22 protein-coding genes and 1 tRNA gene are annotated in these 22,126 nt (G+C 43.2%); 9 read left to right on the top strand and 14 right to left on the bottom strand.

Going from position 1 to position 22,126, the window contains the following annotated elements:
* Window positions 1-18 precede the first annotated feature (18 nt).
* Entirely contained in the window at window positions 19-246 is a 228-nt protein-coding gene (rpsU, locus tag Q91_RS00500) for a 30S ribosomal protein S21 (protein ID WP_015004912.1), read from the bottom strand.
* A 214-nt stretch (window positions 247-460) separates the two neighbouring features.
* Here rpsU and tsaD point away from each other — a divergent pair, with 214 nt between their 5' ends.
* Genes tsaD through folK form a run of 3 tightly spaced genes read left to right on the top strand, consistent with a single transcriptional unit; the run spans window position 461 to window position 2,354 of the window.
* Window positions 461-1,495 carry a tRNA (adenosine(37)-N6)-threonylcarbamoyltransferase complex transferase subunit TsaD gene (gene tsaD / locus Q91_RS00495; RefSeq protein WP_015004911.1) on the top strand — a complete coding sequence of 345 codons (1,035 nt, stop codon included), beginning with the start codon at window positions 461-463 and terminating at the stop codon, window positions 1,493-1,495.
* Between the two features lie 11 nt (window positions 1,496-1,506).
* A complete protein-coding gene (gene folB, locus Q91_RS00490; RefSeq protein ID WP_015004910.1) occupies window positions 1,507-1,866 on the top strand; it encodes a dihydroneopterin aldolase in 360 nt (119 codons plus the stop codon).
* Entirely contained in the window at window positions 1,863-2,354 is a 492-nt protein-coding gene (gene folK, locus Q91_RS00485) for a 2-amino-4-hydroxy-6-hydroxymethyldihydropteridine diphosphokinase (RefSeq protein WP_015004909.1), read from the top strand. Before folB ends, folK begins: the two co-directional genes overlap by 4 nt.
* Here the strand turns inward: folK and Q91_RS00480 are convergent.
* A complete protein-coding gene (locus Q91_RS00480) occupies window positions 2,351-3,085 on the bottom strand; it encodes a pteridine reductase (RefSeq protein WP_238538338.1) in 735 nt (244 codons plus the stop codon). The two genes, folK and Q91_RS00480, sit on opposite strands and share 4 nt — an antisense overlap.
* Window positions 3,086-3,138: 53 nt before the next feature.
* Between Q91_RS00480 and Q91_RS00475 the strand changes: the two genes are divergently transcribed.
* Complete coding sequence (locus tag Q91_RS00475) at window positions 3,139-3,831, top strand: hypothetical protein (RefSeq protein WP_015004907.1); 693 nt, start codon at window positions 3,139-3,141, stop codon at window positions 3,829-3,831.
* Between the two features lie 74 nt (window positions 3,832-3,905).
* Here the strand turns inward: Q91_RS00475 and Q91_RS00470 are convergent, their stop codons facing one another.
* Complete coding sequence (locus Q91_RS00470; RefSeq protein ID WP_041230467.1) at window positions 3,906-5,132, bottom strand: multifunctional CCA addition/repair protein; 1,227 nt, start codon at window positions 5,130-5,132, stop codon at window positions 3,906-3,908.
* 57 nt (window positions 5,133-5,189) lie between these two features.
* Here Q91_RS00470 and Q91_RS00465 point away from each other — a divergent pair, with 57 nt between their 5' ends.
* Entirely contained in the window at window positions 5,190-5,990 is an 801-nt protein-coding gene (locus Q91_RS00465) for a sulfite exporter TauE/SafE family protein (protein WP_238538337.1), read from the top strand.
* Here the strand turns inward: Q91_RS00465 and Q91_RS00460 are convergent, their stop codons facing one another.
* Together Q91_RS00460 and Q91_RS00455 are read right to left on the bottom strand one after the other, a co-directional pair.
* Window positions 5,991-6,401 carry a YeeE/YedE family protein gene (locus Q91_RS00460; protein ID WP_015004904.1) on the bottom strand — a complete coding sequence of 137 codons (411 nt, stop codon included), beginning with the start codon at window positions 6,399-6,401 and terminating at the stop codon, window positions 5,991-5,993.
* Between the two features lie 2 nt (window positions 6,402-6,403).
* Window positions 6,404-6,832 (bottom strand): YeeE/YedE family protein, encoded by a 429-nt coding sequence (locus Q91_RS00455; RefSeq protein WP_015004903.1) that lies wholly within the window; start codon window positions 6,830-6,832, stop codon window positions 6,404-6,406.
* Between the two features lie 121 nt (window positions 6,833-6,953).
* Here Q91_RS00455 and Q91_RS00450 point away from each other — a divergent pair, with 121 nt between their 5' ends.
* Window positions 6,954-7,250, top strand: a complete 297-nt coding sequence (locus tag Q91_RS00450; protein ID WP_015004902.1) for a DUF2288 domain-containing protein — start codon at window positions 6,954-6,956, stop codon at window positions 7,248-7,250.
* A gap of 173 nt (window positions 7,251-7,423) precedes the next feature.
* Here Q91_RS00450 and Q91_RS00445 read toward each other — a convergent pair whose 3' ends face one another.
* The 8 genes from Q91_RS00445 to Q91_RS00410 all read right to left on the bottom strand — a co-directional run bounded on the left by Q91_RS00445 (window position 7,424) and on the right by Q91_RS00410 (window position 17,137).
* Complete coding sequence (locus tag Q91_RS00445) at window positions 7,424-7,861, bottom strand: OsmC family protein (protein WP_015004901.1); 438 nt, start codon at window positions 7,859-7,861, stop codon at window positions 7,424-7,426.
* 148 nt (window positions 7,862-8,009) lie between these two features.
* Window positions 8,010-11,906: an ATP-dependent RNA helicase HrpA gene (gene hrpA, locus Q91_RS00440; protein WP_015004900.1), complete on the bottom strand. Its 3,897-nt coding sequence runs from the start codon at window positions 11,904-11,906 to the stop codon at window positions 8,010-8,012.
* A 125-nt stretch (window positions 11,907-12,031) separates the two neighbouring features.
* Window positions 12,032-12,610: a YceI family protein gene (locus Q91_RS00435; RefSeq protein ID WP_015004899.1), complete on the bottom strand. Its 579-nt coding sequence runs from the start codon at window positions 12,608-12,610 to the stop codon at window positions 12,032-12,034.
* Between the two features lie 212 nt (window positions 12,611-12,822).
* A tRNA-Phe gene (locus Q91_RS00430) sits at window positions 12,823-12,898 on the bottom strand.
* Between the two features lie 68 nt (window positions 12,899-12,966).
* Window positions 12,967-13,227 (bottom strand): oxidative damage protection protein, encoded by a 261-nt coding sequence (locus Q91_RS00425; RefSeq protein ID WP_015004898.1) that lies wholly within the window; start codon window positions 13,225-13,227, stop codon window positions 12,967-12,969.
* A gap of 13 nt (window positions 13,228-13,240) precedes the next feature.
* The gene (gene mutY / locus Q91_RS00420; protein ID WP_015004897.1) at window positions 13,241-14,290 is read right to left on the bottom strand and encodes an A/G-specific adenine glycosylase; all 1,050 of its coding nucleotides are present in this window, start codon (window positions 14,288-14,290) and stop codon (window positions 13,241-13,243) included.
* Window positions 14,291-14,313: 23 nt separating this feature from the next.
* A complete protein-coding gene (locus Q91_RS00415; protein ID WP_015004896.1) occupies window positions 14,314-16,209 on the bottom strand; it encodes an AsmA family protein in 1,896 nt (631 codons plus the stop codon).
* An 85-nt stretch (window positions 16,210-16,294) separates the two neighbouring features.
* A complete protein-coding gene (locus Q91_RS00410; protein ID WP_015004895.1) occupies window positions 16,295-17,137 on the bottom strand; it encodes an HDOD domain-containing protein in 843 nt (280 codons plus the stop codon).
* A 147-nt stretch (window positions 17,138-17,284) separates the two neighbouring features.
* On the opposite strand from Q91_RS00410, the gene Q91_RS00405 reads away from it, so the two are divergent.
* Genes Q91_RS00405 through trmB form a run of 3 tightly spaced genes read left to right on the top strand, consistent with a single transcriptional unit; the run spans window position 17,285 to window position 20,067 of the window.
* Entirely contained in the window at window positions 17,285-18,364 is a 1,080-nt protein-coding gene (locus tag Q91_RS00405; protein WP_015004894.1) for a 3-deoxy-7-phosphoheptulonate synthase, read from the top strand.
* Between the two features lie 16 nt (window positions 18,365-18,380).
* Entirely contained in the window at window positions 18,381-19,355 is a 975-nt protein-coding gene (thiS, locus tag Q91_RS00400; RefSeq protein ID WP_015004893.1) for a sulfur carrier protein ThiS, read from the top strand.
* Between the two features lie 13 nt (window positions 19,356-19,368).
* Window positions 19,369-20,067, top strand: a complete 699-nt coding sequence (gene trmB / locus Q91_RS00395) for a tRNA (guanosine(46)-N7)-methyltransferase TrmB (protein ID WP_015004892.1) — start codon at window positions 19,369-19,371, stop codon at window positions 20,065-20,067.
* On the opposite strand, the gene Q91_RS00390 is transcribed toward trmB, so the two are convergent.
* Entirely contained in the window at window positions 20,060-21,991 is a 1,932-nt protein-coding gene (locus Q91_RS00390) for a dynamin family protein (RefSeq protein ID WP_015004891.1), read from the bottom strand. The genes trmB and Q91_RS00390 overlap by 8 nt on opposite strands.
* Between the last annotated feature and the right edge of the window lie 135 nt (window positions 21,992-22,126).

Raw genomic sequence — 22,126 nt, 5'->3', positions numbered from 1 at the left:
CGACGCGAGTAGCAAATATTAGCTACGGCCACGACGAAGGTTGTTCAATGCGCGACGTGTGCGAGACAACCCTTTCAAATGACGTTTAACCGCTGCAGCTGCTTTACGCTTGCGCTCAGCAGTTGGCTTTTCATAAAACTCACGTTTACGTGATTCAGCCAAAACGCCGGCTCTTTCACATGTACGCTTAAAACGACGTAGAGCAAAGTCAAATGGTTCGTTATCTTTAACGCGAACTGAAGGCATGTATTTCTCTCTTCTTAAAAGTTAAATGGTGTAAAAGGATGGCGGATTATACACGCAGCAAAGCCATATGCCAACACCCATACTCTCCTAATAACAACACCTTTAACGAAAATCTATTGTTAATGATTAACGTGAGCTTCATATCGTTTAGGCAGAAAGCGCCTTGTTTGCGTATAATAGCCTGCTTTAAAACCTTGCTAAACCATCGCCATCAATGACTACCCAGCCACCACTTGTTCTTGGTATTGAAACATCCTGTGACGAAACAGGCGTTGCCTTGTATGGCGAACGCGGCTTACTCGCTGATGCGCTGTATAGCCAAATTGACATGCATGCGGAGTACGGAGGCGTTGTGCCTGAACTGGCTTCACGAGACCACGTCCGTAAACTAATTCCACTTATTAAACAATGCTTTGCTAATGCCAGCGTAACTAGTCGTGAGTTGTCCGGCGTTGCCTACACATCTGGGCCGGGACTTGTTGGCGCTCTGTTTGCTGGAGCTAGCGTTGCTCGAAGCTTGGCTTATGCGTGGGACATCCCCTCTATCGGCGTTCACCATATGGAAGGTCATTTATTAGCCCCCATGCTTGAAACAACACCACCTAGCTTTCCTTTTGTTGCCTTATTGGTCTCAGGTGGGCACACACAATTAATTAAGGTCAATCAAATAGGTGACTATCAACTACTCGGCGAATCCTTAGATGATGCTGCCGGCGAAGCCTTTGATAAAACAGCAAAATTACTCAATTTAGGCTACCCAGGGGGACCTGCCTTGGCCGCTTGCGCCAAAAATGGCAATCCGGAAAGGTTTAATTTTCCACGCCCTATGACCAACCGGCCAGGGCTTGATTTTAGCTTTAGCGGGCTCAAAACTTTTGCCTTAACAACCAGCCAGCAACATGCTTTAGACGAGCAAACCTGTGCTGATATCGCCAGAGCCTTCGAAGATGCCGTGGCTGACACATTGGCGATTAAATGCAAACGCGCTTTAACTCAAACCGGGCTCTCTACCCTAGTGGTTGCTGGTGGCGTCAGCGCCAACCAACGTTTACGTAAAACACTGGACCAAATGGCCAAAGAAATCAGCGCCAAGGTATTTTATCCCCGCCATGAATTTTGTACTGACAATGGCGCCATGATCGCTTACGCTGGTTATCAACGTCTATTAGCTGGGGAATTCGACGAGCTCAGCATTAAAGCTCGACCTCGCTGGCCATTATCTGCACTTAATACGCCTCAAACAAAGTAAACAAAGACCTTATGGATATTATTTTTCTACGAAACTTACGAATTGAAGCCATCATTGGCATTTTTGACTGGGAACGCAAAGTAAAACAGCCCGTTTTTTTTGATATCGAAATGGCCGCGGACATAAAAAAAGCTGCTGCTAGTGATCATATTGACGACACTTTAGACTATAAATCTCTATCGAAAGCAGTGATTGATTTTGTCGAAAAAAGTGAGTTTCAGTTAGTTGAAACATTAGCCGAAAAAGTTGCCGAACTGATTATTCATGATTTCAATGTCCCTTGGCTAAAGCTAACCTTGAACAAGAAAGGAGCATTACGCCATGCCGATGACGTTGGCATTATTATTGAGCGTGGATCAAAACCCCAATGACCACTGTTTACCTAAGCATTGGCAGCAACATTGAGCGCGAAAAACATATCCGTGCCGGTATAAATGCCTTAAAAAAACAATTCGGCAACCTCACCTTATCCAGCGTTTATGAGTCCGACGCGGTTGGTTTTGATGGTCAACCCTTTCTAAATTTAATTGCTGCTTTTGAAACAGACCTGTCCGCAATACAAGTAGATACCATTCTTGATACGATTGAAAAAGACAATGGCCGCACCCTTGATCAGAAAAAATTTAACCCGCGAACACTGGATTTAGATTTAATCCTGTATGGCAACTTCATCAGCAAAGACCCTCTTCTCGATATTCCGCGTGGTGAAATAACTCAGTACGCATTCGTCTTAGAGCCACTGGCTGAAATTGCTGGCAACCTACAACATCCTGTTTTACAGACCTCTTACCAGCAGCTCTGGCAACATTTCGACAAATCTAACATCGTACAAAAACGCATTGATTTTAGTTGGGATTAGACGAGGCTTTTACCGCCATCAACCGCAATCACCTGACCGGTAATATAAGCCGCATTTTGGGCTAAAAATAACACTGTTTCGGCAATATCGCTGGGTGCACCTTGTCGCTGCAAAGGAATTTTTTCAACAATGCTGTCGGTCAATTCAGTTGCCTGACTTTCTGGCCATAAAATCGCCCCTGGCGATACACCATTCACCCGCACACCTGGCGCCAACTCCTTAGCTAACGATTCTGTTAACGCATATAACCCCGCTTTTGCGGTGCTATAAATCGGGTAATCTACTAATGAACGTTTAGCATAAATATCAACAATATTAACAATACAACCTTTGGTTTTTTTTAATGCCTTGAACGCCACTTTACTGACAAAAAATGGGGCTTTTAAATTACTCCCCATCAAATCATTCCACTCACTCTCATTAGCATCGCCAACTGGCGTTGGGTAAAATGTAGACGCATTATTAATCAATACGTCCAAACGCCCATATCTAGCAATCACCTGATCGACCATCTGCTCAATTTTCTGCACCGACTGTAAATCCGCTTTTATAGCCCACGCAGAGTGCTCTCTTTTATTATTTAATAGCTGAACAAGCTCATCCGCTTCGCTGCGTGAATAACGATAGTGAACCACAACGCCGTACCCTGCCGCATGAAACGTTTTCGTCATTTGCGCGCCAATTCGCCTTGCCGCACCAGTAATTAACACTATTTTCTGCAATTTGGACACACCACCCTCGAATTAAACTAGACTTTCAATGAGAACATACTACTGAATAACATATGCAAAACCGATTCTTTTTGTTGCTATTTTTGGCCCTTCTATTAAGTGCTTGCGCTCAAGTCCCCGACCAAAAAGGTTACCATTACGAATACTTTAATCTTAACGCCATGGCCAAGACTGATATCGACATGGTCGCTGACACCCACGTAAAACAAACTATCAAACACCTAAGGCTACTAGCAACAAAACTCTACAAACGTAACCCACGAGAATGGAAGAAAACCAATTTAAAATCAAGAGAAGCCGCTGTAGCACGTATTTTTAAACAACCCTTTCCAACCGTAAATGGCAAAAGTAGCGTGGACAGTATTCGACTCGCTTTTAACGAACAATATCAAGGTGACCGTGTACTTGCTTATGTATCAGGCTTAGCTAGCATGCTTACTTTGTCATATAACGGTAAAAGCCAGTTTTATTTATTCGATAGCTTAGATGCTCAAAAAGTGTATAACGGCGCACGCAATATTGAAGTCGCTTCGTGGTTACTGCAAACCAAAAGAAAACAAAATGGAGAACTTTTTTTACTCAGTTCTGGTAAAGGCCTCTCCGCAACAAACCGAAGTTATGATCGGTTATTTGGCAAGCTCATTGGTCAACAGGATCTGCTCGCACTGGTTATTGCGACTAAAAACCATCGCACTATAAAAAATGTTTTTCAGTCGGCTGCCCGGTTTGTCTTTTTACCCGTTTAAGCCTCTAAATATGCATGCTCAGTATTATAAAATACACACAACAACATCATTGGCAGACTTTATGCCCAACGACTTTAGTCTGCTCTTGCATGCTTTAATTGTTGAATGACTTCAAGCCGCCGTTTATGAATGGCCTCACCAATTTTCTTACCCACTAAACCCTGTTTAACAAACTCTTTAGGGTCAACTTCATTCGCTGCAAAGTAAGCCTGTTTAATCCAATCAGCCTGTGGATAGTCCTTGTTTTCAAAACCCTTTCGACCTCTGGCGTCTGCCTCACAAGCCAATAAAAATGAGGTTAATTTTTGCGGTTGGCGAAAAGCCCCTAATGCCTCCAACACTTTCAATAAGGTCGCTGCTTTTAACTCAAATGCCCGATGACAATGCGTATGATATTTCATCACTTTTTCTGCCAGATCAACAAATTCATTGGGAATTCGCAAACGTGTTGCCATCTTCTTTAAAGCCGTTAACCCCATCTCCTCATGACCATGATGAGACGGCCAGTTATCCGCTTTCGTCAGCCCTTTCCCAAGGTCATGCACCAATGCCGCAAAACGCACGACAGCACTGTCCGATAACTTAGCGGCTTGACGTAGCACCATCATTGTATGAATACCGGTGTCAATTTCAGGATGGTGCTTTGCTGGCTGAGGAACACCGAATAATACGTCCAACTCCGGCAAAATAACCGCTAAGGCGTCACATTGCCTTAATACTTCAAAAAATATATCTGGTGATTGCTCACCCAATGAGCGACTAATTTCTTGCCAAACACGCTCCGCTGTTAACAAGGCAAGCTCACCACTACTAACCATTTCTTGCATCAGTTTCATGGTCTCTGGCGCCACGCTAAAACCCAGATGCGCATAACGTGCAGCAAATCGTGCCACCCGCAAGATGCGTAACGGGTCTTCTGTAAAGTGTGGAGACACGTGACGCAATATTCGAGCTTCTAAATCAACTTTGCCACCATATGGGTCAATCAATTCGTCGGCACGTTGTGCCATCGCATTGATCGTCAAATCACGCCGTTGCAAATCTTCCTTTAATGTTACTTCCGGTGACGCATGCACTTCAAACCCTTTGTAACCACCGCCAATTTTGCGTTCTGTTCTTGCTAAGGCATATTCCGCTTTTGTATCCGGGTGAAGAAAAACAGGAAAATCCTTACCTACTTGCTCAAAGCCTTGTTGTAGCATTTCATCTACCGATGAGCCAACAACAACATAATCCCTATCCTTTGACGGATAGTTAAGCAGCTTATCCCTGACGGCACCGCCTACCAGATATATCTCCATTACCATAGTCTAATATATGTTATGATTTTAAGCTTTTTTTCAACCCAAAGTTTTATTGTGTTAGAGATTTTCATGTACTGTTTGCTGTTTGGATCCTTCACAGGACTGATTTCAGGCCTCTTAGGTATCGGCGGCGGTATTGCTATTGTGCCATTTTTAGCTTGGCTATTACCCCCCCATGGTATGCCAGTAGAAACCAGCATGCAAACTGCGATTGCTACTTCTTTAGCCACTATTATTATCACCTCCCTTTCCGCCATTTATGCGCAAAACAAGCGTGGCGCCATTGACTGGAAAGTTGTTAAATATTTCACCCCAGGTATTGCTATTGGCGCTTATTTTGGCGCCCACTTAGTGCATTACCTGACGACTGAGCTGCTCTCTATGGTGTTTGGTGGGTTTTTATTACTGAATGGCCTTCGTATGGCACTAAAGTTAACACCGAATCCTGAGCGCAAACTGCCTTCGCCACTACCCTTGAGTCTCGCCGGTAGTGTTTTAGGCATACTTTCCACGCTGATTGGTATTGGTGGCGGTACTTTTACTGTTCCGTACATGTTATTGCACAACGTACCGATGAAAAAAGCTATTGCGTTTGGAAGCACCTTTGGCCTACCTATTGCCATTTTTGGTGCCATTAGTTTTATTATTCTCGGCCTAAAAAACACTATCCCCATGGAAGGCAATATTGGCTATATTAATATACCTGCCTTTCTGGGCATTAGTGTAGCCAGCTTATTCGCCGCACCCATTGGTGTGCATCTAGCACACACAATCCCTACCGGTGCAATGAAGAAAACGTTTGCCGTCATCATGCTTTTTGTTGGCTTAAAAATGTTTATCAGCGCAATTTTTTAATTATTTAACAGCTGCCTTATAGAGCAACATACCCACCAACATGGATACCACGACCAGCAACGGTTCTTGAAAACCAAACCCTAAACTTGCAACCGCAGGACCTGGGCAATAACCAATAACGCCCCAACCAATACCAAATAACGCTGCGCCTATAATTAACGGACGATCTATTTGTAATACGGTTGGTAATTGAAAGTCGTCAGCCAAAAGAGGTTTACCTCTTGAAAAAATAAAACGGTAAGCAAGCGTTGTTGTTAAAACAGCGCCCCCTAAAACAAACATTAAACTGGGGTCCCATTGACCGGTGATATCTAAAAAATTGATTACTTTATTAGGGTTTACCATTTGCGATAACGCCAAACCGACGCCAAAAATAACACCGGCAACTAACGCACTGAGTATTTTAAGCATTATTAACCCCCCGTAATTTGTTTGAAAACATACACTGTTACAATGCCACTTAACAAAAACGTCGCTGTTGCCACTAATGAGCGCAGAGAAAAACGTGAAATACCACAAATTCCATGCCCCCTAGTACAACCACTACCCATTGCTGTGCCTATTCCAACCACCAACCCGCCGGCAATTAATAATATTGTAGACATCGATTCCCTAGCCGCTATTGTGATTGGGAAAAAGTGCATATAAACCGCACCTCCTAAAACAAGGCCCACAACAAAGGCAAAGCGCCATGCCTTTTCTTCAAACGAAGGCGCATTAAAGACACCGGCGACAATGCCACTAATGCCTGCAATACGACCATTTAAGTACATTAAAATACTCGCACTGATACCAATTAATACACCGCCTGCTAACGATAAATAGGGGGTAAAGTTCTCCATAGTGTCACTTCTCTTATGTTATGAATAAATTTATATTATTAAATATTATAAGCATATTATCAAAAACATATTAACCCCCTAGACCCTGCTGAGAAGATAAATCTTGTGTAAAATACACGCCATGAAAAACAAAACCGACCAATGGCATACCTTACATGCCGAAACAGCCAGCATTGAGTGGAAAGACTTAGAGCGTTTTTTTGCTCGCGGTAATTTATTACGTGTTTCCAGTGAGCTTAATCTTGTGGATGCCGCTGTGGAAATGGCTAATGACAATAAACCAGTTATTGAACAATGGATCGCTGAGAACCGTTTATCAGCCGTTTCAAATGAAGAGGCTTTATTATGGTCAAAAGGTGATAGCAACCTTTGGTCTGTTATTGTATTACCTTGGATTTTAGTTCAGCAGCGCCAGTAACTCTGCCGACCAAACTGCTGTTATTGTGCGGCTCTATACCAGCTAGAGGTTCATTAGGCTCACCAAGGAGCCTAGTAACAATGATGATATCAACAAACTAAGCTTGCTGTTTAAGTACGGTCAGAAGATGCAAAATAGCCCTACACTGTCGTATTAGCCTTATCAAACACAACTTACGCTTTAATGTTTATCTGATATTCAAAATGTAATTCCGAAGACAATGAGTGACTGATAAAACACGTTGTTTCAGCTTTTCTTAATAACCGTTCAGCTTTCTCAACAACATTACTATCGTTCACTAACAACGTTGCTTTTGTATTTATTTTAGTAAAAAGCACCGCCCCATCGACCTTATCTAAAGTTCCGACCGAGTCGCATTGTAAGTCATCCCACTCTAGTTTTGAGGCACGCGCAATGGCTTTGAATGACAAAATAAGGCAACTTGATAAAGACGCCATTAACAATTCTTCAGGCGACCATTGATCGCCTGGGCCATCATACTCTTTCGGTGCTGCCACCTTTATAACCGGCAAATCATTAGAGAACACACTTAATGACGTATCCGGAGCACTGATCACGTTAACGGTGTATCTGTGAGGTAATTGTTCCATTCTCTTTCCTTATTTATTCAACTATTTGCTTATAAATAGCGCCAAAAACGCCAGCTAGACAAAGCTTCAATATCGTAAAAAGGGCATTTATAACGTGATTAGCACAACTCGTCATTAGAGCTTAATAGCTATCGCCTTTGATTTTGATCTAGGTCAACATAGCCGCCCACGCTTTTTCAAGCCGCTTTTCTGAAATAGGCTGCCTCGTTTTAATCTGCTGGGCAAACAGCGATATTCTAAATTCCTCCAGCAACCACCTAAAGGCTTCCGTCTCAGGCTCTGTATTGGTTGATGACACAAATGACCAGAACTTTTTTTCAAATTTTTGCGCCTGTCGCGCTTTATCTAGATCCTTTTGTATTTGCCCCCCCACTTTCTCCAAGCGAATTTTCATCGCTTTTAAATACCGGGTATAAAGCTTTAATTGATCGGCTGGGACGTATCGAACAAAGCCTTGGAAACACAAACAAGCCAGTTGTTTTGAGATGTCTTCGTAAAGCGCCTTTTCATTCTGCCAGCGCTGCAACTCTACGACCACCTGCTGATACAACGACAAGAGCATTGCTATGGTCTCAGAGAGTTCGTAGCCTTTCGCATAGAGCGAGACATCATTTTGCTGTGCCGCTTGGTCAAACTCCGCTTCAGAGCGAATATCTTGATCTGCAAAAAAACTAGACATCAGCTGATGAGCCAAATCATCAAATACATCCTCACCCACATGCCGCTGAATGTAAGGATGAGGCTTTAATGTCTGATAACTAAACGCTTGCGACGTTGTTATCGCAGATTGGCGACTTAATTTTTTTAATTCTTTTGCAAATTTCAAACGAAACAACCGTATCAAACCATCCTTATGCGCTTTTTGCGCTTCTTCGGCAGAGTCCATCAGCGTTAAACCTACGCTAGTTTTTTCGTCTACTAGGGCCGGAAAACCCTTCAGTTCTTGACCTTCATGCTGAATCGTTTGATGTTCGGGGATATCATCAAATTGCCAATTTTTTGACCCCGATGACGATAACGCACTGGTTAACGCCGTTTGAAATTGCATACCTGCCTTCTCAGCATACTGCCGCTTTAAGGCATTAAAATCTTTAGATACAGCAATAGTTTTAGATTTTTTACCCAAAATATGAAAATTCATTCGCAGGTGGGGTGATAATTTATCTAATTCAAAATCTGCTGCTTTTAAGGTTGAGCCAAATTTTTTATTTAAAAAAGCAGCCAATTTGTCTAACAAACGCCCATTCGCATAATCCATTTCCTCTAAGCAGGCTTCAACAGAATTTGAAATAGGCACAAACTGTTTACGTAAATTTTTTGGCAACCCCTTTATCAATGCCTGTATTTTTTCCGCATACAAGCCCGGCACCAACCACTCAAACCCATCATCTGTGAGCTGGTTCAGCTGCGCCAATGGGATCTGCGCCGTTACACCATCTTCATTATGGCCTGGTTCAAAACGGTAACTTAATTTTATCGGCACACCATTTATCAGACGCATATCGGGAAACTTATTTGCATCAACCGCTGTTTCATCTTGCGAAGAAACATCCTCTGGCGTTAATTCAAGAATCGCCTGATTTTCATCCTTTTTTATCCACTTATTTAAAGCGGCCAAACTGTTGATTTGCGCTGGCAATTTTTGATCATAAAACTCAAACAAGGCTTGCTCATCTACAAGCAGGTCTACACGGCGGCCTTTTTGCTGTTCATACTCAATCTCCTGCAACAGTTTTTCATTTTTTCTAAAGAACGCCGCATGACAAACCATATCTCTATCAACCAGCCCATGGCGTATAAACATGTCACGGGCTTGCTCTGGTTCTGTTCGAGCCAACGGTACTTTCCGCCCTTTGCTAATCGTTAAACCAAACAATAAAAGTTGTTCATGCACCATCCCTTGCGCCGATTTTTTTGACCAATGCGGTTCATAATAATGGTGCTTAATCAAATGCCCAGCGGCTTTTTCAATCCACTCGGGTTTTATTGACGCAACCGTTCGACCATAAACACGCGTTGTTTCTACTTGCTCTGCGGCCATCAACCATTTTGGCGGCTTCTTGAATAACGTAGAGGCGGGATGAATGTAAAATTTTAAATTCCGTGCACCTAAATATTCAGCTTGTTCGTGTTTAAAACCAATCCGAGTCACCAAGCCTGCCAATAAAGACTGATGAATCGCATCATCGTCGGCCTGCGTGTTGTTTATCTTCAACGCCAAGTTTTTTTTCACTAAATCTAATAGCTGACGACGAATATCTTCCCAATCCTTTATTCGCATATACGCAAGAAAGTTTTCTCGACAATATTTACGGAACTGATTATTCGATAGTGTCTTTTTCTGGCGTTGTATTTCACGCCATAACACTAAAAAGGATAGAAAGTCCGAGCTCTCATTTTGATACGCTTTATGTTTTTCATCGGCATATTTCGCCTTATCACCAGGCCGTTCTCTTGGGTCTTGGATCGACAAGGCCGACACTATGGTTAAGACCTCGTCTAAGCATTGAAATTGCTCAGCGGCTAATAACATCCTGCCAAATTGAGGATCGAGCGGGAAATGCGTTAACCGCCGGCCAATTTGAGTTAATTTTTCATTTTTATCTAGCGCACCTAGTTCATGCAAACTACGCACGCCACTACGAATCATTTTGTCGGCAGGCGGCTCTAAAAATGGGAACTGATTAATATCTGCCAGCCTCAACGATTTCATTTGCAAAATAACCGATGCCAGATTGGTACGTAAAATTTCAGGTTCAGTGAATTCAGGCCGTTGGTTAAAATCATCTTCGCTAAACAAGCGAATACAAATTCCCGCCGCTTCTCGCCCACAGCGACCACTTCGTTGATTCGCACTTGCTTGTGAAATAGCTTCTATTGGTAGCTGCTGTATTTTGCTCCGCTGACTAAAGCGACTGATCCGTGCCAAGCCGGTATCTATCACGCAACGGATACCCGGTACTGTTAATGAAGTTTCGGCGACGTTTGTCGCCAGCACAATACGTGGTTTTTTATGCGGCTTAAAAATAGCCGCCTGTTCTTTGCTACTGAGCCGTGAATACAAGGGCAAAATATCGTAGCCTGCTGGGTGATGTTTCCTAAGCGCTTCTGCCGCCTCTCTAATTTCTCGCTCACCACTTAAAAACACCAACATATCACCCGCTCTCTCGCGATGTAATTCATCAGCCGCATTAACAATCCCCTGAACGATATCCTCGTCGCCTTGCTGCGAATCGACACCGACTGGCCGATAACGCATTTCAACCGGATAGGTTCTACCGGAAACATTGATAATAGGTGCGCCATCAAAGTGCCTAGAGAAACGCTCGGGGTCAATCGTTGCCGAGGTAACAATTAATTTTAAATCTGGTCGCTTTGGTAGCAGCCATTTCATATAACCTAAGAGAAAATCAATATTTAAGCTACGTTCGTGCGCCTCATCTAATATCAAGGTATCGTACTGGCTTAAAAATGGATCCGACTTAATTTCTGCCAACAAAATACCGTCTGTCATTAACTTAACAAGGGTTTGTTGATTCTCCTTACCCTGAAAACGAATTTTGTAACCAACCGCTTGCCCTAGCTCTGACTTCAGCTCATCAGCTATGCGTTGCGCCACGCTGATCGCGGCTAATCGTCGCGGTTGTGTATGGCCAATTTGTCCCTTAAACCCACGACCCAGTTCCAAGCAAATTTTAGGTAATTGGGTGGTTTTTCCTGACCCCGTTTCACCACAAAGAATAATAACTTGGTGCTTATCAATCAGCTTGGAAATTTCCTCCCGTCTCTCACTAATCGGTAAATCAGGAAAGTTCACTGTTGGGCAACTTCCCTCACGCAGCTCTACCTGACTAATAGACACTGCTACTTTTTCAGCCAGCGTGTCTAGCAGCGCTTGCTGTTCTAGCGAGCGTTTTAAACTCGCTCTTTTTAACTGCGTACGAAAGGCATGCCGGTCTTTGGTTAAACAATTAGGGATTAATGCGCGAATCTCGCGAATGGATGAAGGCATGTAAATAAAAACTATCGCTAGGCAAAGTGGCATTATACCTAAAGGGCCTCTAACACGTTTACGTGAGCCCTGTGGTTTTAAAAAAGTTTACTCAACTAGCCACCTTTTTCAGGCCCAGCAGTCGTGCAACATCACTCTCTCAACGTTACGCGCTAACTTTAGTCCGCTTTAAATACAAGGTTAAACGAGACGGGAACGGCTGTTGCAATAGAGGGAAGGCTTGCAATCTCCATTAACGCCTTAACCCCTTCCGTTAGGCCAAAATCCATAGCATTCAACATGATTGGCTTAATTGTACTCACCGATATTCCGCCATTCACAGCGATCACTTGTAGCTGTGTTTGCACCGCCACTGACTGCCCATGCAGATTAAGTGTCAACGCCACTGGCATGACAAGCCTTTCACCGATATTTAGGGATGTTATCGCGTCCACCTCTATATTCGTAGACACTTCAGCTGTCGGAAAAGCTGCCGTTTCAAATAATAACGACTTCATACGCTCATCACGAATCTCGATATTCGTTTTAACACTGGTCAAATTAATCGTAACGCTTGCAGCGCCATTGTTATCAACAGAACCACTCAAAGAGTCGAAGCTATGCACTTCGCCAATAGTATTTTTCTTAATGGAAACGAAATAAAGTGATGAGGCGGTATTATCCAGTTGATAACCTGCTTGCGCGGCTAGCGACAAACACAATAATGAAATAAGTAAAATAAGCTGTTTTATTCTCATAACAATATCCACTTGGCATTAAATGTACGACCGATGATAACAAACTTTTAACCCTTTAATGAACCTCATACAATGGTATTGAAAATACCCGCCCAAACAAGCTACCCAGCTCATAGACACTATTTTTCATAAAGCGCGACGTTTGGTAGGCTAAATTTTATTTCACGCATAAAAAAGCCCCAGCTACATAGTAGCTGGGGCTTTATAACAAATGGTGCCCAGAGACGGATTCGAACCATCGACACGAGGATTTTCAGTCCACTGCTCTACCGACTGAGCTATCTGGGCATCTAAGATGTGGTCGCGTATTAAACAGCGGCAGGCAACTTTAGTCAAGAAAGATGTTAGAAATGACCTTATTTATCGACCGGAACGTACCCTTCTGGTGCTTGAGCGTCATCACTAAATAAAAATTTCTCCATTTCTGCCTTTAATAAAGCACGCGCTTCAGGCTCAAAAGGCGTTAGTCTATTTTCGTTAATAAGCATCGTTTGTTGCGCTAGCCACATCTGCCAGGCTTCTTTTGAGATATTTTGTACGATTTTTTCACCAAGCTCACCCGGAAAAGGCGGCTTTTCTAGCGCATCGGCTTCGCGTTTTAATTTTTGGCAGTACATAGTATTAACCTTCTTATGATTCATTCGTTAGCTGGGAAATTAATTCACTCACCGGCTTTGGGAGACCTATTTTCACACGGCTGTTTATTTCATACCAGCTAGATCTATTATCTTCTGCAACTTTCGAGCTAACCGCTGGCGTCGAGCAAACAATAGGCGTGTAATCCAAATGATAATGAGAAAATGTATGACGTTTCTCCGCTATTGTTTTCGCCCCAGTTATGTCAGTGTCATTTTTTTCACACCACTCAACCAGTTGGTCATACGTTTCAAATTCTGGAAAAGCCCATAGCCCACCCCATAATCCTGTTGGCGGTCGTTGATTGAGTAAAACCGCCTGAGCATTTTTAAAGACTAACCAGTACCGCTTTTTAACCGGCAAACTCATTCGCTTTTTTGGTGTCGGTAATTCTGAAACTAAGTTTTTCTTTAGTGCCAAACAGTCCTCCTTTAATGGGCACTGCGGGCAGTCGGGGTTTGAACGCTTACAAACCGTTGCGCCCAAATCCATCATGGCCTGATTATAGTTACCAGCCTTATGCTTAGGTGTTAACTGCTCTGAAATAGCCCATAGACGCTTTAAAATGGCACTATTCCCAGACCAGCCCTGTATCGCAAAAAAACGACAGAGCACGCGTTTCACATTGCCATCAAGTATCGCTTCTGACTGCCCCATTGATAAGCTTGCTATCGCCCCAGCCGTAGAGCGCCCGATACCCGGCAACTCAACAAGCTCAGCGAGCGTTTGAGGAAAACGCCCCCCATACTGATTAGCAATGATGCCTGCTGTTTTGTGAAGGTTTCTTGCCCGTGCATAATACCCAAGACCTGACCAATAATGCAGCACATCATCTAACGGCGCTTTTGCTAACGCTTCAACGCTTGGGAAGTGCTGAATAAATCGCTCAAAATACGGTATAACCGTTGTTACCTGGGTTTGTTGCAACATGATCTCAGACAACCAAACACGGTAAGGCTCTGGCGGTAATTGCCAAGGCAAACTCTTTCTGCCGTACAACTCAAACCAACTAAAAACAAGGGCCTGAAAATATTCAGGCCCCACGGACAGTTGCTGAGGTTGCTTTATTAAAATAGGCTTTTTAATAAGTCACCCGCTGGGCCTTTTAATTTCTCGCCAATTTTCTCATCGAGCTTTTCTTTTAGCTCTGTTTTCTTTTCTTCAATTTTTTCTTTTTGCGTCTCGAGTACGATCGCTTTGGTGTCAACCTTAATACTTGGTTTTGCAAATGTTCCAGACACATTCACCGGAATTAACATGTTTTTAAGGTCTTCAGCATCGGCTTGCTCGGCCTCACTAAGTGCCTTTGTCCGCTGTAATGTTAGTCGATAATCCAACACCTCACTGACTAAATTTGCTGTCCCTGCCCCTTTGATATTAATCAAAGGTGAGGCCATCAAGAGGTCTTGGTTGTTAACCAAGCCATTAGTTATTTGCGCAGTACCAGACATATTTGCAAAGGCTGTTTCACCCGTGCCTTGAGCTGCCAGCGCAGATACATCACCTTTCAGCACAGCCTCACCTTGTTTAATTAATGCAGCAACATCAATGCCTTTTACCGTGCCGTCTTCGAAACTAAACTGCGCAGTACCATTTAATGCCGACTTAAACGCAGCAACCGTATTCCCGCGCGTGGTTAACGCTGCTTTAATATTCGCCACGCCAGACACCTTAGACTCTCCCATCAGGTCTACCATCAACGGTTCAATATCAACCCCCGTTACCTGTTCTTTAACGCTAATACGTGGTGTATTTTGGCGCGCATCAACTGTTGTTTTACCCTCATAACTACCGTTATAAAACTTTTTAACGCTCTGCTGTGAATTTAAAACACCATTTTTAGCGACAACTTTTACACTCGCCTCCTGTGCCGTTAAACCATTAACAATGAGCGATTGCACTGCAAACAAACCATTGATATTTAAATCACGGACTGTTTGAATAGGAATTAACGCAACTGCTGCTGGCGGAGGAACAGAGGTGCTATTACCTGCGCTGCTTTGGCTCCCCTCTGTGGCTGTTTTTGGCAGATAACGATCAATATTTATTGTATCTACCGCTAAATCAAAAGTGACCGCTGGCTTATCAAAATTATTAACAGATGCCTTACCCGATAACGTTGAATCATCGAATTTAATCGTCATAGGATCTAGCGTTAAGCTCCCTGATTTTGCTAAGTCAGCCACCAAGTGAGTGGCTATATCAACTTTCATTGCACCATTTGGAACAGGTTCTCCGGCCGCATCAATTGCTAACGCTAAGTCTTGAAAATCAAATTTATTTAACCCTTCGTTAATCACCACATCACCATCAAGCTTCAAACGTATTGTCGCTTTTGGTTTACTACTTTCTACGGTAAAGGCTAACTCAACACCCATTGGCGACCCTAAAGATAACGCATCTGTACTCAAACCTAAATCAGTCAGGTTGTAGCTTTCACCCTTGCTGGCATCATCCCATGAGATGCTTGCATCAACAATTTGCACACCACCAATTGCTATCGCACCTAAGGCAGCCCCTGATGCTTGATCAGCATTCGTATCGCTTGGTTTTTTATCGCCCTCAGCCGATGACTGGATCATATCTTCCCAGTTAGTTTTGCCGCGTTTATCCTTTGCTAGGTTTAACCGCATGCCTTTTAGAACAACTGTGCTCACTTCTACCTGCCGACTTAACAACGGTAGCAGCTTAACTTTAACGTTTGCCTCTTGAATCTCTGCAAAGTATTCGGCGTTAAAACCTGTTGCATTGCTTAAACTCACCTCGTTAATACCCACGCCCACCCAAGGGAAAATAGATAAATTAAGGTCACCATTGATGGACAAATCACGGCCGGTCTTATCTTTAACAACCGCCTGAATCTCTTCTCGGTAATCATTTGGGTCAATCAGCATTGGCGCAACTATAATAGTCACAACCAATAACAATACTAAACCACCCAAAATTTTAAATAATGTTCTCATAACTTTTACTCCCCCTTGAGTATTCGTTTTATATCCTTAGATGATATCAGCCTTTTATTAAAACTGTATGAATGATCGATTTAAGCTAAGCGGCCAACAAGCGTTCTATTTCAGCCAATTCATTTTTTGATTCACTGAGTATTTGCAATGTGTTGTCGGGGCCAAGCTCCCCTAGTTGAAGCTTTTGAAACGCAGGTATTTCAAGTAACGGTGGGCACGCCCTAAACTCAGGTGTGCCAATTGTTGCATGCACACGTGCAATCAACACCAACTCCGCCAAACCAAGCTGTTCCTTATCTAACCACCAATTTTTCCGACTTTCTACAACACCCAGCATTTCGTTTAAGCCCCATTTCTTTATGATCAGCGCACCTACCCTAGGCGCCAATACATCAATACACTTTGTTCTGTTCAGGTCATTTTGCAAAATATTCGGATATTCATCCAATGTCGCTAAAATAGAGGGCACACCAATATCTTGAAACAGGCCCGCCAACATTGCATCGCCCGGCGCTAAGTTTTGTGTTTTACCGGCTAAAAAATACGATATCACAGCCACCTTTGTAGAAAACCGATAAGCCTTTTTGATATACCCTTCAATTTGCTTATTTGACGAATGAAAAATAGATTTTGACAAGAAACTAAGTGAGAGATGATAGGTTTCACGCAGCCCCATTCGGGCAACTGCTTGCTCAACACGTTTCGGCGGGACGCGAGTTAAATACCTTAAGCTGCGAGAAGTTTTAAGAATAAACCCAGACAAGCTCATATCACTTTCGATAACCTTCGCAAACATCTTAGCGTTACCCTTAGGGTGATTTAACGCTGATAAAATTTTCAGGCCAGCATCTGGTATTACGGGCAATAAAGACTTATTCGCAAGAATTTTTTCAAAAACCTCATCATATTCTTCATATCCCTCTTCCATCGTTAAGTTTCCCTGTAAATTTGAAAGTATTTGATCTATTTTTGGTCAAGGGGCAGGCAAATTCAACCGATTAGATGTATTATTTCCAGTCTTTTATTAATTTGCTGATTTAGGCTATCACTAGCGTCAGCATAGAACGGACTGATCATGAACTCAATTCAAACAGACGACACAAGAATTCTTGGTATGCAGGAAATTATTTCTCCTGAACAATTACACAAAGACTTGCCTATTACAGATACGGCTGCTGAAACTACCGCCTCAACCCGGAACGCTATTCATAAAGTATTGCATGGCGAAGATGATCGTTTACTGGTTGTTATTGGCCCATGCTCAATTCATGATACGAAAGCAGCACTCGAATATGCCGCCCGTTTAAAGCCTTACATTGATAATTTATCTGACGATCTGATCATCGTGATGCGAGTATATTTTGAAAAACCACGCACCACGGTTGGCTGGAAAGGACTAATTAACGACCCCAACCTTGATAATAGCTTTGACATCAACAAAGGTGTGTATACCGCACGCGAATTATTACTAAACCTTAATTCTCAAGGTGTCTCTGCTGCCACGGAGTATTTAGACCTAATCACGCCACAATACGTATCCGACCTGATCGCTTGGGGCGCTATCGGTGCGAGAACCACTGAAAGCCAGACGCATCGCGAGTTATCATCCGGCCTATCCTGCCCAGTCGGCTTTAAAAATGGCACTGATGGCACTGTTAAAGTAGCGATTGATGCAATTGGAGCAGCCATTCGCCCACATCACTTTTTATCGGTTACCAAAAAAGGCCAGTCGGCCATTTTTCAAACCGCTGGCAACGACGACTGTCACTTAATTTTACGCGGTGGCAAAACGCCGAATTATGATGCCGACAGTGTTGATGCTGCCGCTAAAGAGCTTGGGAAAGCCGGCGTTAACCTACACATGATGATTGACTTTAGCCATGCCAATAGCAGTAAACAACACGAACGCCAAATGCTTGTAGGTAAGGATGTGGCGAAACAAATAGCCGGTGGTGACATGCGTATTAGCGGCGTTATGATTGAAAGCCACTTAGTTGCTGGCCGCCAGGATCAAGTTGACGGCCAAGAACTAGTTTATGGCCAAAGCATTACCGATGCTTGTATTGACTGGGATAGCAGCGTGCAGTTGCTAGAAGAATTAGCGGCCGCTGTGCGTTCAAGACGCAAAAGCAAACTAGATAGTGCAAACGATTAATCATTGATAACTGCTGATGAATATTCAACTTAACGGCGAAAATTTTAGCTGTGACGATAAAACAACCTTAGAGCAACTGATCCAACAAATGGGCCTGTTCGGCAAGCGTATTGCTATTGAACTGAATGAAGAAATAAAGCCCGCCGACCAGTTTAATACCATTCAACTTAAAGAAGGAGATACTGTGGAAGTCGTACAAGCCATTGGTGGCGGTCAACCCGATGACCTTGTTATTGCTGGCCAATCTTTTTCCTCTAGATTACTAGTGGGCACGGGAAAATATAAAGATATGGCAGAAACCCAGGCGGCTATCGAAATGAGCGGCGCTGAGATCGTCACGGTAGCCATTCGCCGGACGAATATTGGTCAAAACCCTGGCGAGCCTAATTTACTCGATGTTATTTCCCCTGATAAATACACTATTTTACCCAATACAGCCGGTTGTTATACCGCTAAAGATGCTCTTAGAACATGCCGCCTTGCACGTGAACTATTGGGTGGGCATAAACTGGTCAAATTAGAAGTATTAGGCGACGAAAAAACCCTATTTCCTGATATTACTGCCACCTTAGAGTCTGCTGACATTCTCGTTAAGGAAGGTTTCGACGTAATGGTTTATACCAACGACGACCCTATTATTGCTAAACGGCTAGAGGAGATGGGCTGTGTAGCCGTTATGCCACTTGCCGCTCCAATCGGTTCAGGCTTGGGTATTCGTAACCCATACAATATTCTCACCATCATCGAAAATGCTAAGGTACCCATTATTGTTGATGCTGGCGTCGGTACCGCGTCTGATGCTGCCATTGGTATGGAATTGGGCTGCGATGGCATTCTAATGAACACAGCTATTGCCCACGCAAATAACCCTGTACTAATGGCATCGTCTATGAAAAAAGCCGTGCAGGCCGGACGTGAAGCCTTCTTGGCTGGTCGTATGCCTCGCCGCCGATATGCGTCGGCCTCCTCACCGTTGGATGGTTTAATTTAACCGAGCTTTATTCATGAGCAACGAAACCAACCCCAACTTCTTACGCCGCATTCGCAGTTTTGTAAAACGTGAAGGCCGTTTGACGCCCGGACAAGACAGCGCCATTAAAACAGGCTGGCCATTATATGGCTTGGACCCGGCCCTTCTTATTGAGCCAAATTCACTGTTTGCTAATAACCACCCTGTAACACTAGAGATAGGCTTTGGTAATGGTGAAAGCTTAGCCACCATGGCTGAGAATAACCCAGACAGAAACTTTATCGGTATTGAAGTGCATAGGCCTGGTGTTGGGCATTTATTGCGCATCGTTTTAGAGAAGAAGCTGACTAATATTCGTCTTTTTGATACCGATGCTATTGAGGTACTTCAGCACGCTATTCCTGACCATAGTCTCGACTGCGTGCAGCTTTTTTTTCCCGACCCTTGGCACAAAAAAAGGCATCATAAACGCCGCATTGTTCAAACAAGTTTTTTAACCCTGATTCACTCTAAACTGAAAACAGGCGGGCGATTTCATGCTGCAACAGACTGGGAAAACTATGCCGAACACATGATGGAAACGTTAAACGCTCATCCAGGATTTATTAATTCCACTGAGCCAAATTATGCTGAACGTCCGGACTCTCGGCCATTAACGAAATTTGAAAACCGAGGCTTACGTTTAGGCCATGGCGTGTGGGATATGATTTTTATCACAAAGACCCTTAAATAGCCTCCTGACGTACGCTTTTTTCTACCTCCAAGCTCTCTGCCGATATATTAATTTGATCCATCATATGCAAAAGCTGCGCTTGTCGTTCCTTTATCTCCGTTTCTAATGCTCTGTTGTTAGCAATCTTGTCGTCTAGCTCATTTTTTCCTGCCGATACACTTCGCAAGCTGTCCAACTTACTTTCCATCAGTTTTTTTTGCTCACTTACTTCCCTAATTAAATTAGCCAGCGCCATCGACTTCCAGCGATTAATATCAGCTTGCGCTTGTTCAAAGATTGATATCGCCTGCGCTCCAACGGTATTAACGAAACGTTTTGTAAGTGTATTTTGTTCGGTTAACGCAGCCTCCGAACTACTACTAAACTCTAAGCCATCTCGAAGCAATTTATCCAATCGCTGTTGATAGACCTTAATATCAAATCGCGCTGCTTGCTCCACATCGAGGTTATGCTCATCTTTAAAACGCTTATAGATAGCATCCAGTAATTTAATACTCGCTTGTGTGGTACTCAGTGTTTCGTTCAACAGCGAATTTAACCCTTCAAAACTACTTTTCATACCTTGACGAATACCAACACTGGTCCAGCTTTTACTCATTTGCTCGCGTCCTTCATCAATAAGATACGACACACGTTTTGGGTTAACCACTTCTAATAAGTCCGCTATTTGCGTATAAAAAATATGCCGGCTGGTTTTTAGGTGCGCTAAGTTTTGCTTATAAGCCGTTTGCTCTTTTCGCGTTTCTAATAATAATTCCGCCGTTGCTTCTTCACTCTTACTATAAAACCCGTTCAGCTCATTGGTATGGTTCACAACATGCTGTAATCGGCTGGTGAGTACACTGTTTGCTAACTTCATGCTGTCGACAACATCACTAATGACCTTATGCTGAAGAATCTCTTTTTGTGAGCTGAGTATTCTATCTGACAGAAAGATTTCCAAGCCTTGTATGCCGCTTGCTGAAATCATCTGTTGGTTTTTTTTAATATTGCCTATCAGCCCTTGTTTGGCTGATAGGGGAAAAATGACTTGCTCTTCTAGATTTAATAAACCTGCCGTTTCCAATGTTTGCTTATGAATCGACTGAGTCCATTCATCATCGCTCATTAATTCATCGCTTAACGTATCAATTTTATTCAGCACCACCGCCAAACTATGTGGATGCTTATTACTATACCCTTGAACATATTGTTTCCACATCGCCATATCACTTTGTGTCACACCCGTGTCCGCAGCTAAAACAAAAATCATTGCTTGAGCATTCGGTAACATACTTAAGGTTAGCTCTGGCTCGCTGCCTAATGCATTGAGACCGGGGGTATCGAGCACGGTTAACCCTTTTTCTAATATCGGATGCGGAAAACTCACCAACGCATGACGCCAAGCAGGAATCGTCACCTCACCTTCAACCTCTTCAGTCGCCAGTCCTAGCTCTTTTGCATGTGCTGCTGACACCGTTTTTGTTTTTAATAACTGCAAAAAACTATCTTGCATTTTTTCAGGCGAATCGTCGTCAAGCTCAATATGCACCCAGTGTTTTGGGTCTCTTTTGTAATCTTCTATCGAGGTGTCGTTGGCACGCGTTTCAATATCTAACAACCTAAGATAAGGTGCCGCTTTGCGGTCATAAAAAAGCTCCGTCGGGCACATTGTTGTCCGGCCTGGACTCGATGGTAATAAACGTATCCCCGCAGACGAGAAAAATAATGCATTAATTAACTCTGTTTTGCCTCGCGAGAACTCAGCTGCAAAAGCGATAGTAATCGTATCTTTTTCTATCAATCGCAAATTTTTAATCAACATCAACTCTGTCTCTGTATCCGTAAGACTCATTTCATCTAACCAATGCTGATAAACCTTTATAGAGTCAGTCATTGACTGCTTCCATAGGTCATAACTGCGAAGTTGTGCATCAAGGTTCATTTGTTAACCACCCTTTATTTAGCCGGCTTATTCCATAAAGCTTTCTTAAAAGTATAGATGATTATTTGAAAAGTTCTGACAGCACGATGGCTGCCGATGCACACTAGGGCGTTTGCGCTAATAATCTTTTATACC

The sequence above is a fragment of the Cycloclasticus sp. P1 genome, assembly GCF_000299965.1.
GTDB classification, from domain to species: Bacteria; Pseudomonadota; Gammaproteobacteria; order Methylococcales; family Cycloclasticaceae; genus Cycloclasticus; species Cycloclasticus pugetii.
This window is presented reverse-complemented; position numbering and strand designations above follow the sequence as displayed.

What these genes read in the sequence shown, in the direction of transcription:
- rpsU (WP_015004912.1), bottom strand. Translation starts at nt 246, where the DNA reads ATGCCTTCAGTTCGCGTTAAAGATAACGAACCATTTGACTTTGCTCTA.
- tsaD (WP_015004911.1), top strand. Translation starts at nt 461, where the DNA reads ATGACTACCCAGCCACCACTTGTTCTTGGTATTGAAACATCCTGTGAC.
- folB (WP_015004910.1), top strand. Translation starts at nt 1,507, where the DNA reads ATGGATATTATTTTTCTACGAAACTTACGAATTGAAGCCATCATTGGC.
- folK (WP_015004909.1), top strand. Translation starts at nt 1,863, where the DNA reads ATGACCACTGTTTACCTAAGCATTGGCAGCAACATTGAGCGCGAAAAA.
- Q91_RS00475 (WP_015004907.1), top strand. Translation starts at nt 3,139, where the DNA reads ATGCAAAACCGATTCTTTTTGTTGCTATTTTTGGCCCTTCTATTAAGT.
- Q91_RS00470 (WP_041230467.1), bottom strand. Translation starts at nt 5,132, where the DNA reads ATGGAGATATATCTGGTAGGCGGTGCCGTCAGGGATAAGCTGCTTAAC.
- Q91_RS00460 (WP_015004904.1), bottom strand. Translation starts at nt 6,401, where the DNA reads ATGCTTAAAATACTCAGTGCGTTAGTTGCCGGTGTTATTTTTGGCGTC.
- Q91_RS00455 (WP_015004903.1), bottom strand. Translation starts at nt 6,832, where the DNA reads ATGGAGAACTTTACCCCCTATTTATCGTTAGCAGGCGGTGTATTAATT.
- Q91_RS00450 (WP_015004902.1), top strand. Translation starts at nt 6,954, where the DNA reads ATGAAAAACAAAACCGACCAATGGCATACCTTACATGCCGAAACAGCC.
- Q91_RS00445 (WP_015004901.1), bottom strand. Translation starts at nt 7,861, where the DNA reads ATGGAACAATTACCTCACAGATACACCGTTAACGTGATCAGTGCTCCG.
- hrpA (WP_015004900.1), bottom strand. Translation starts at nt 11,906, where the DNA reads ATGCCACTTTGCCTAGCGATAGTTTTTATTTACATGCCTTCATCCATT.
- Q91_RS00435 (WP_015004899.1), bottom strand. Translation starts at nt 12,610, where the DNA reads ATGAGAATAAAACAGCTTATTTTACTTATTTCATTATTGTGTTTGTCG.
- Q91_RS00425 (WP_015004898.1), bottom strand. Translation starts at nt 13,227, where the DNA reads ATGTACTGCCAAAAATTAAAACGCGAAGCCGATGCGCTAGAAAAGCCG.
- Q91_RS00415 (WP_015004896.1), bottom strand. Translation starts at nt 16,209, where the DNA reads ATGAGAACATTATTTAAAATTTTGGGTGGTTTAGTATTGTTATTGGTT.
- Q91_RS00410 (WP_015004895.1), bottom strand. Translation starts at nt 17,137, where the DNA reads ATGGAAGAGGGATATGAAGAATATGATGAGGTTTTTGAAAAAATTCTT.
- Q91_RS00405 (WP_015004894.1), top strand. Translation starts at nt 17,285, where the DNA reads ATGAACTCAATTCAAACAGACGACACAAGAATTCTTGGTATGCAGGAA.
- thiS (WP_015004893.1), top strand. Translation starts at nt 18,381, where the DNA reads ATGAATATTCAACTTAACGGCGAAAATTTTAGCTGTGACGATAAAACA.
- trmB (WP_015004892.1), top strand. Translation starts at nt 19,369, where the DNA reads ATGAGCAACGAAACCAACCCCAACTTCTTACGCCGCATTCGCAGTTTT.
- Q91_RS00390 (WP_015004891.1), bottom strand. Translation starts at nt 21,991, where the DNA reads ATGAACCTTGATGCACAACTTCGCAGTTATGACCTATGGAAGCAGTCA.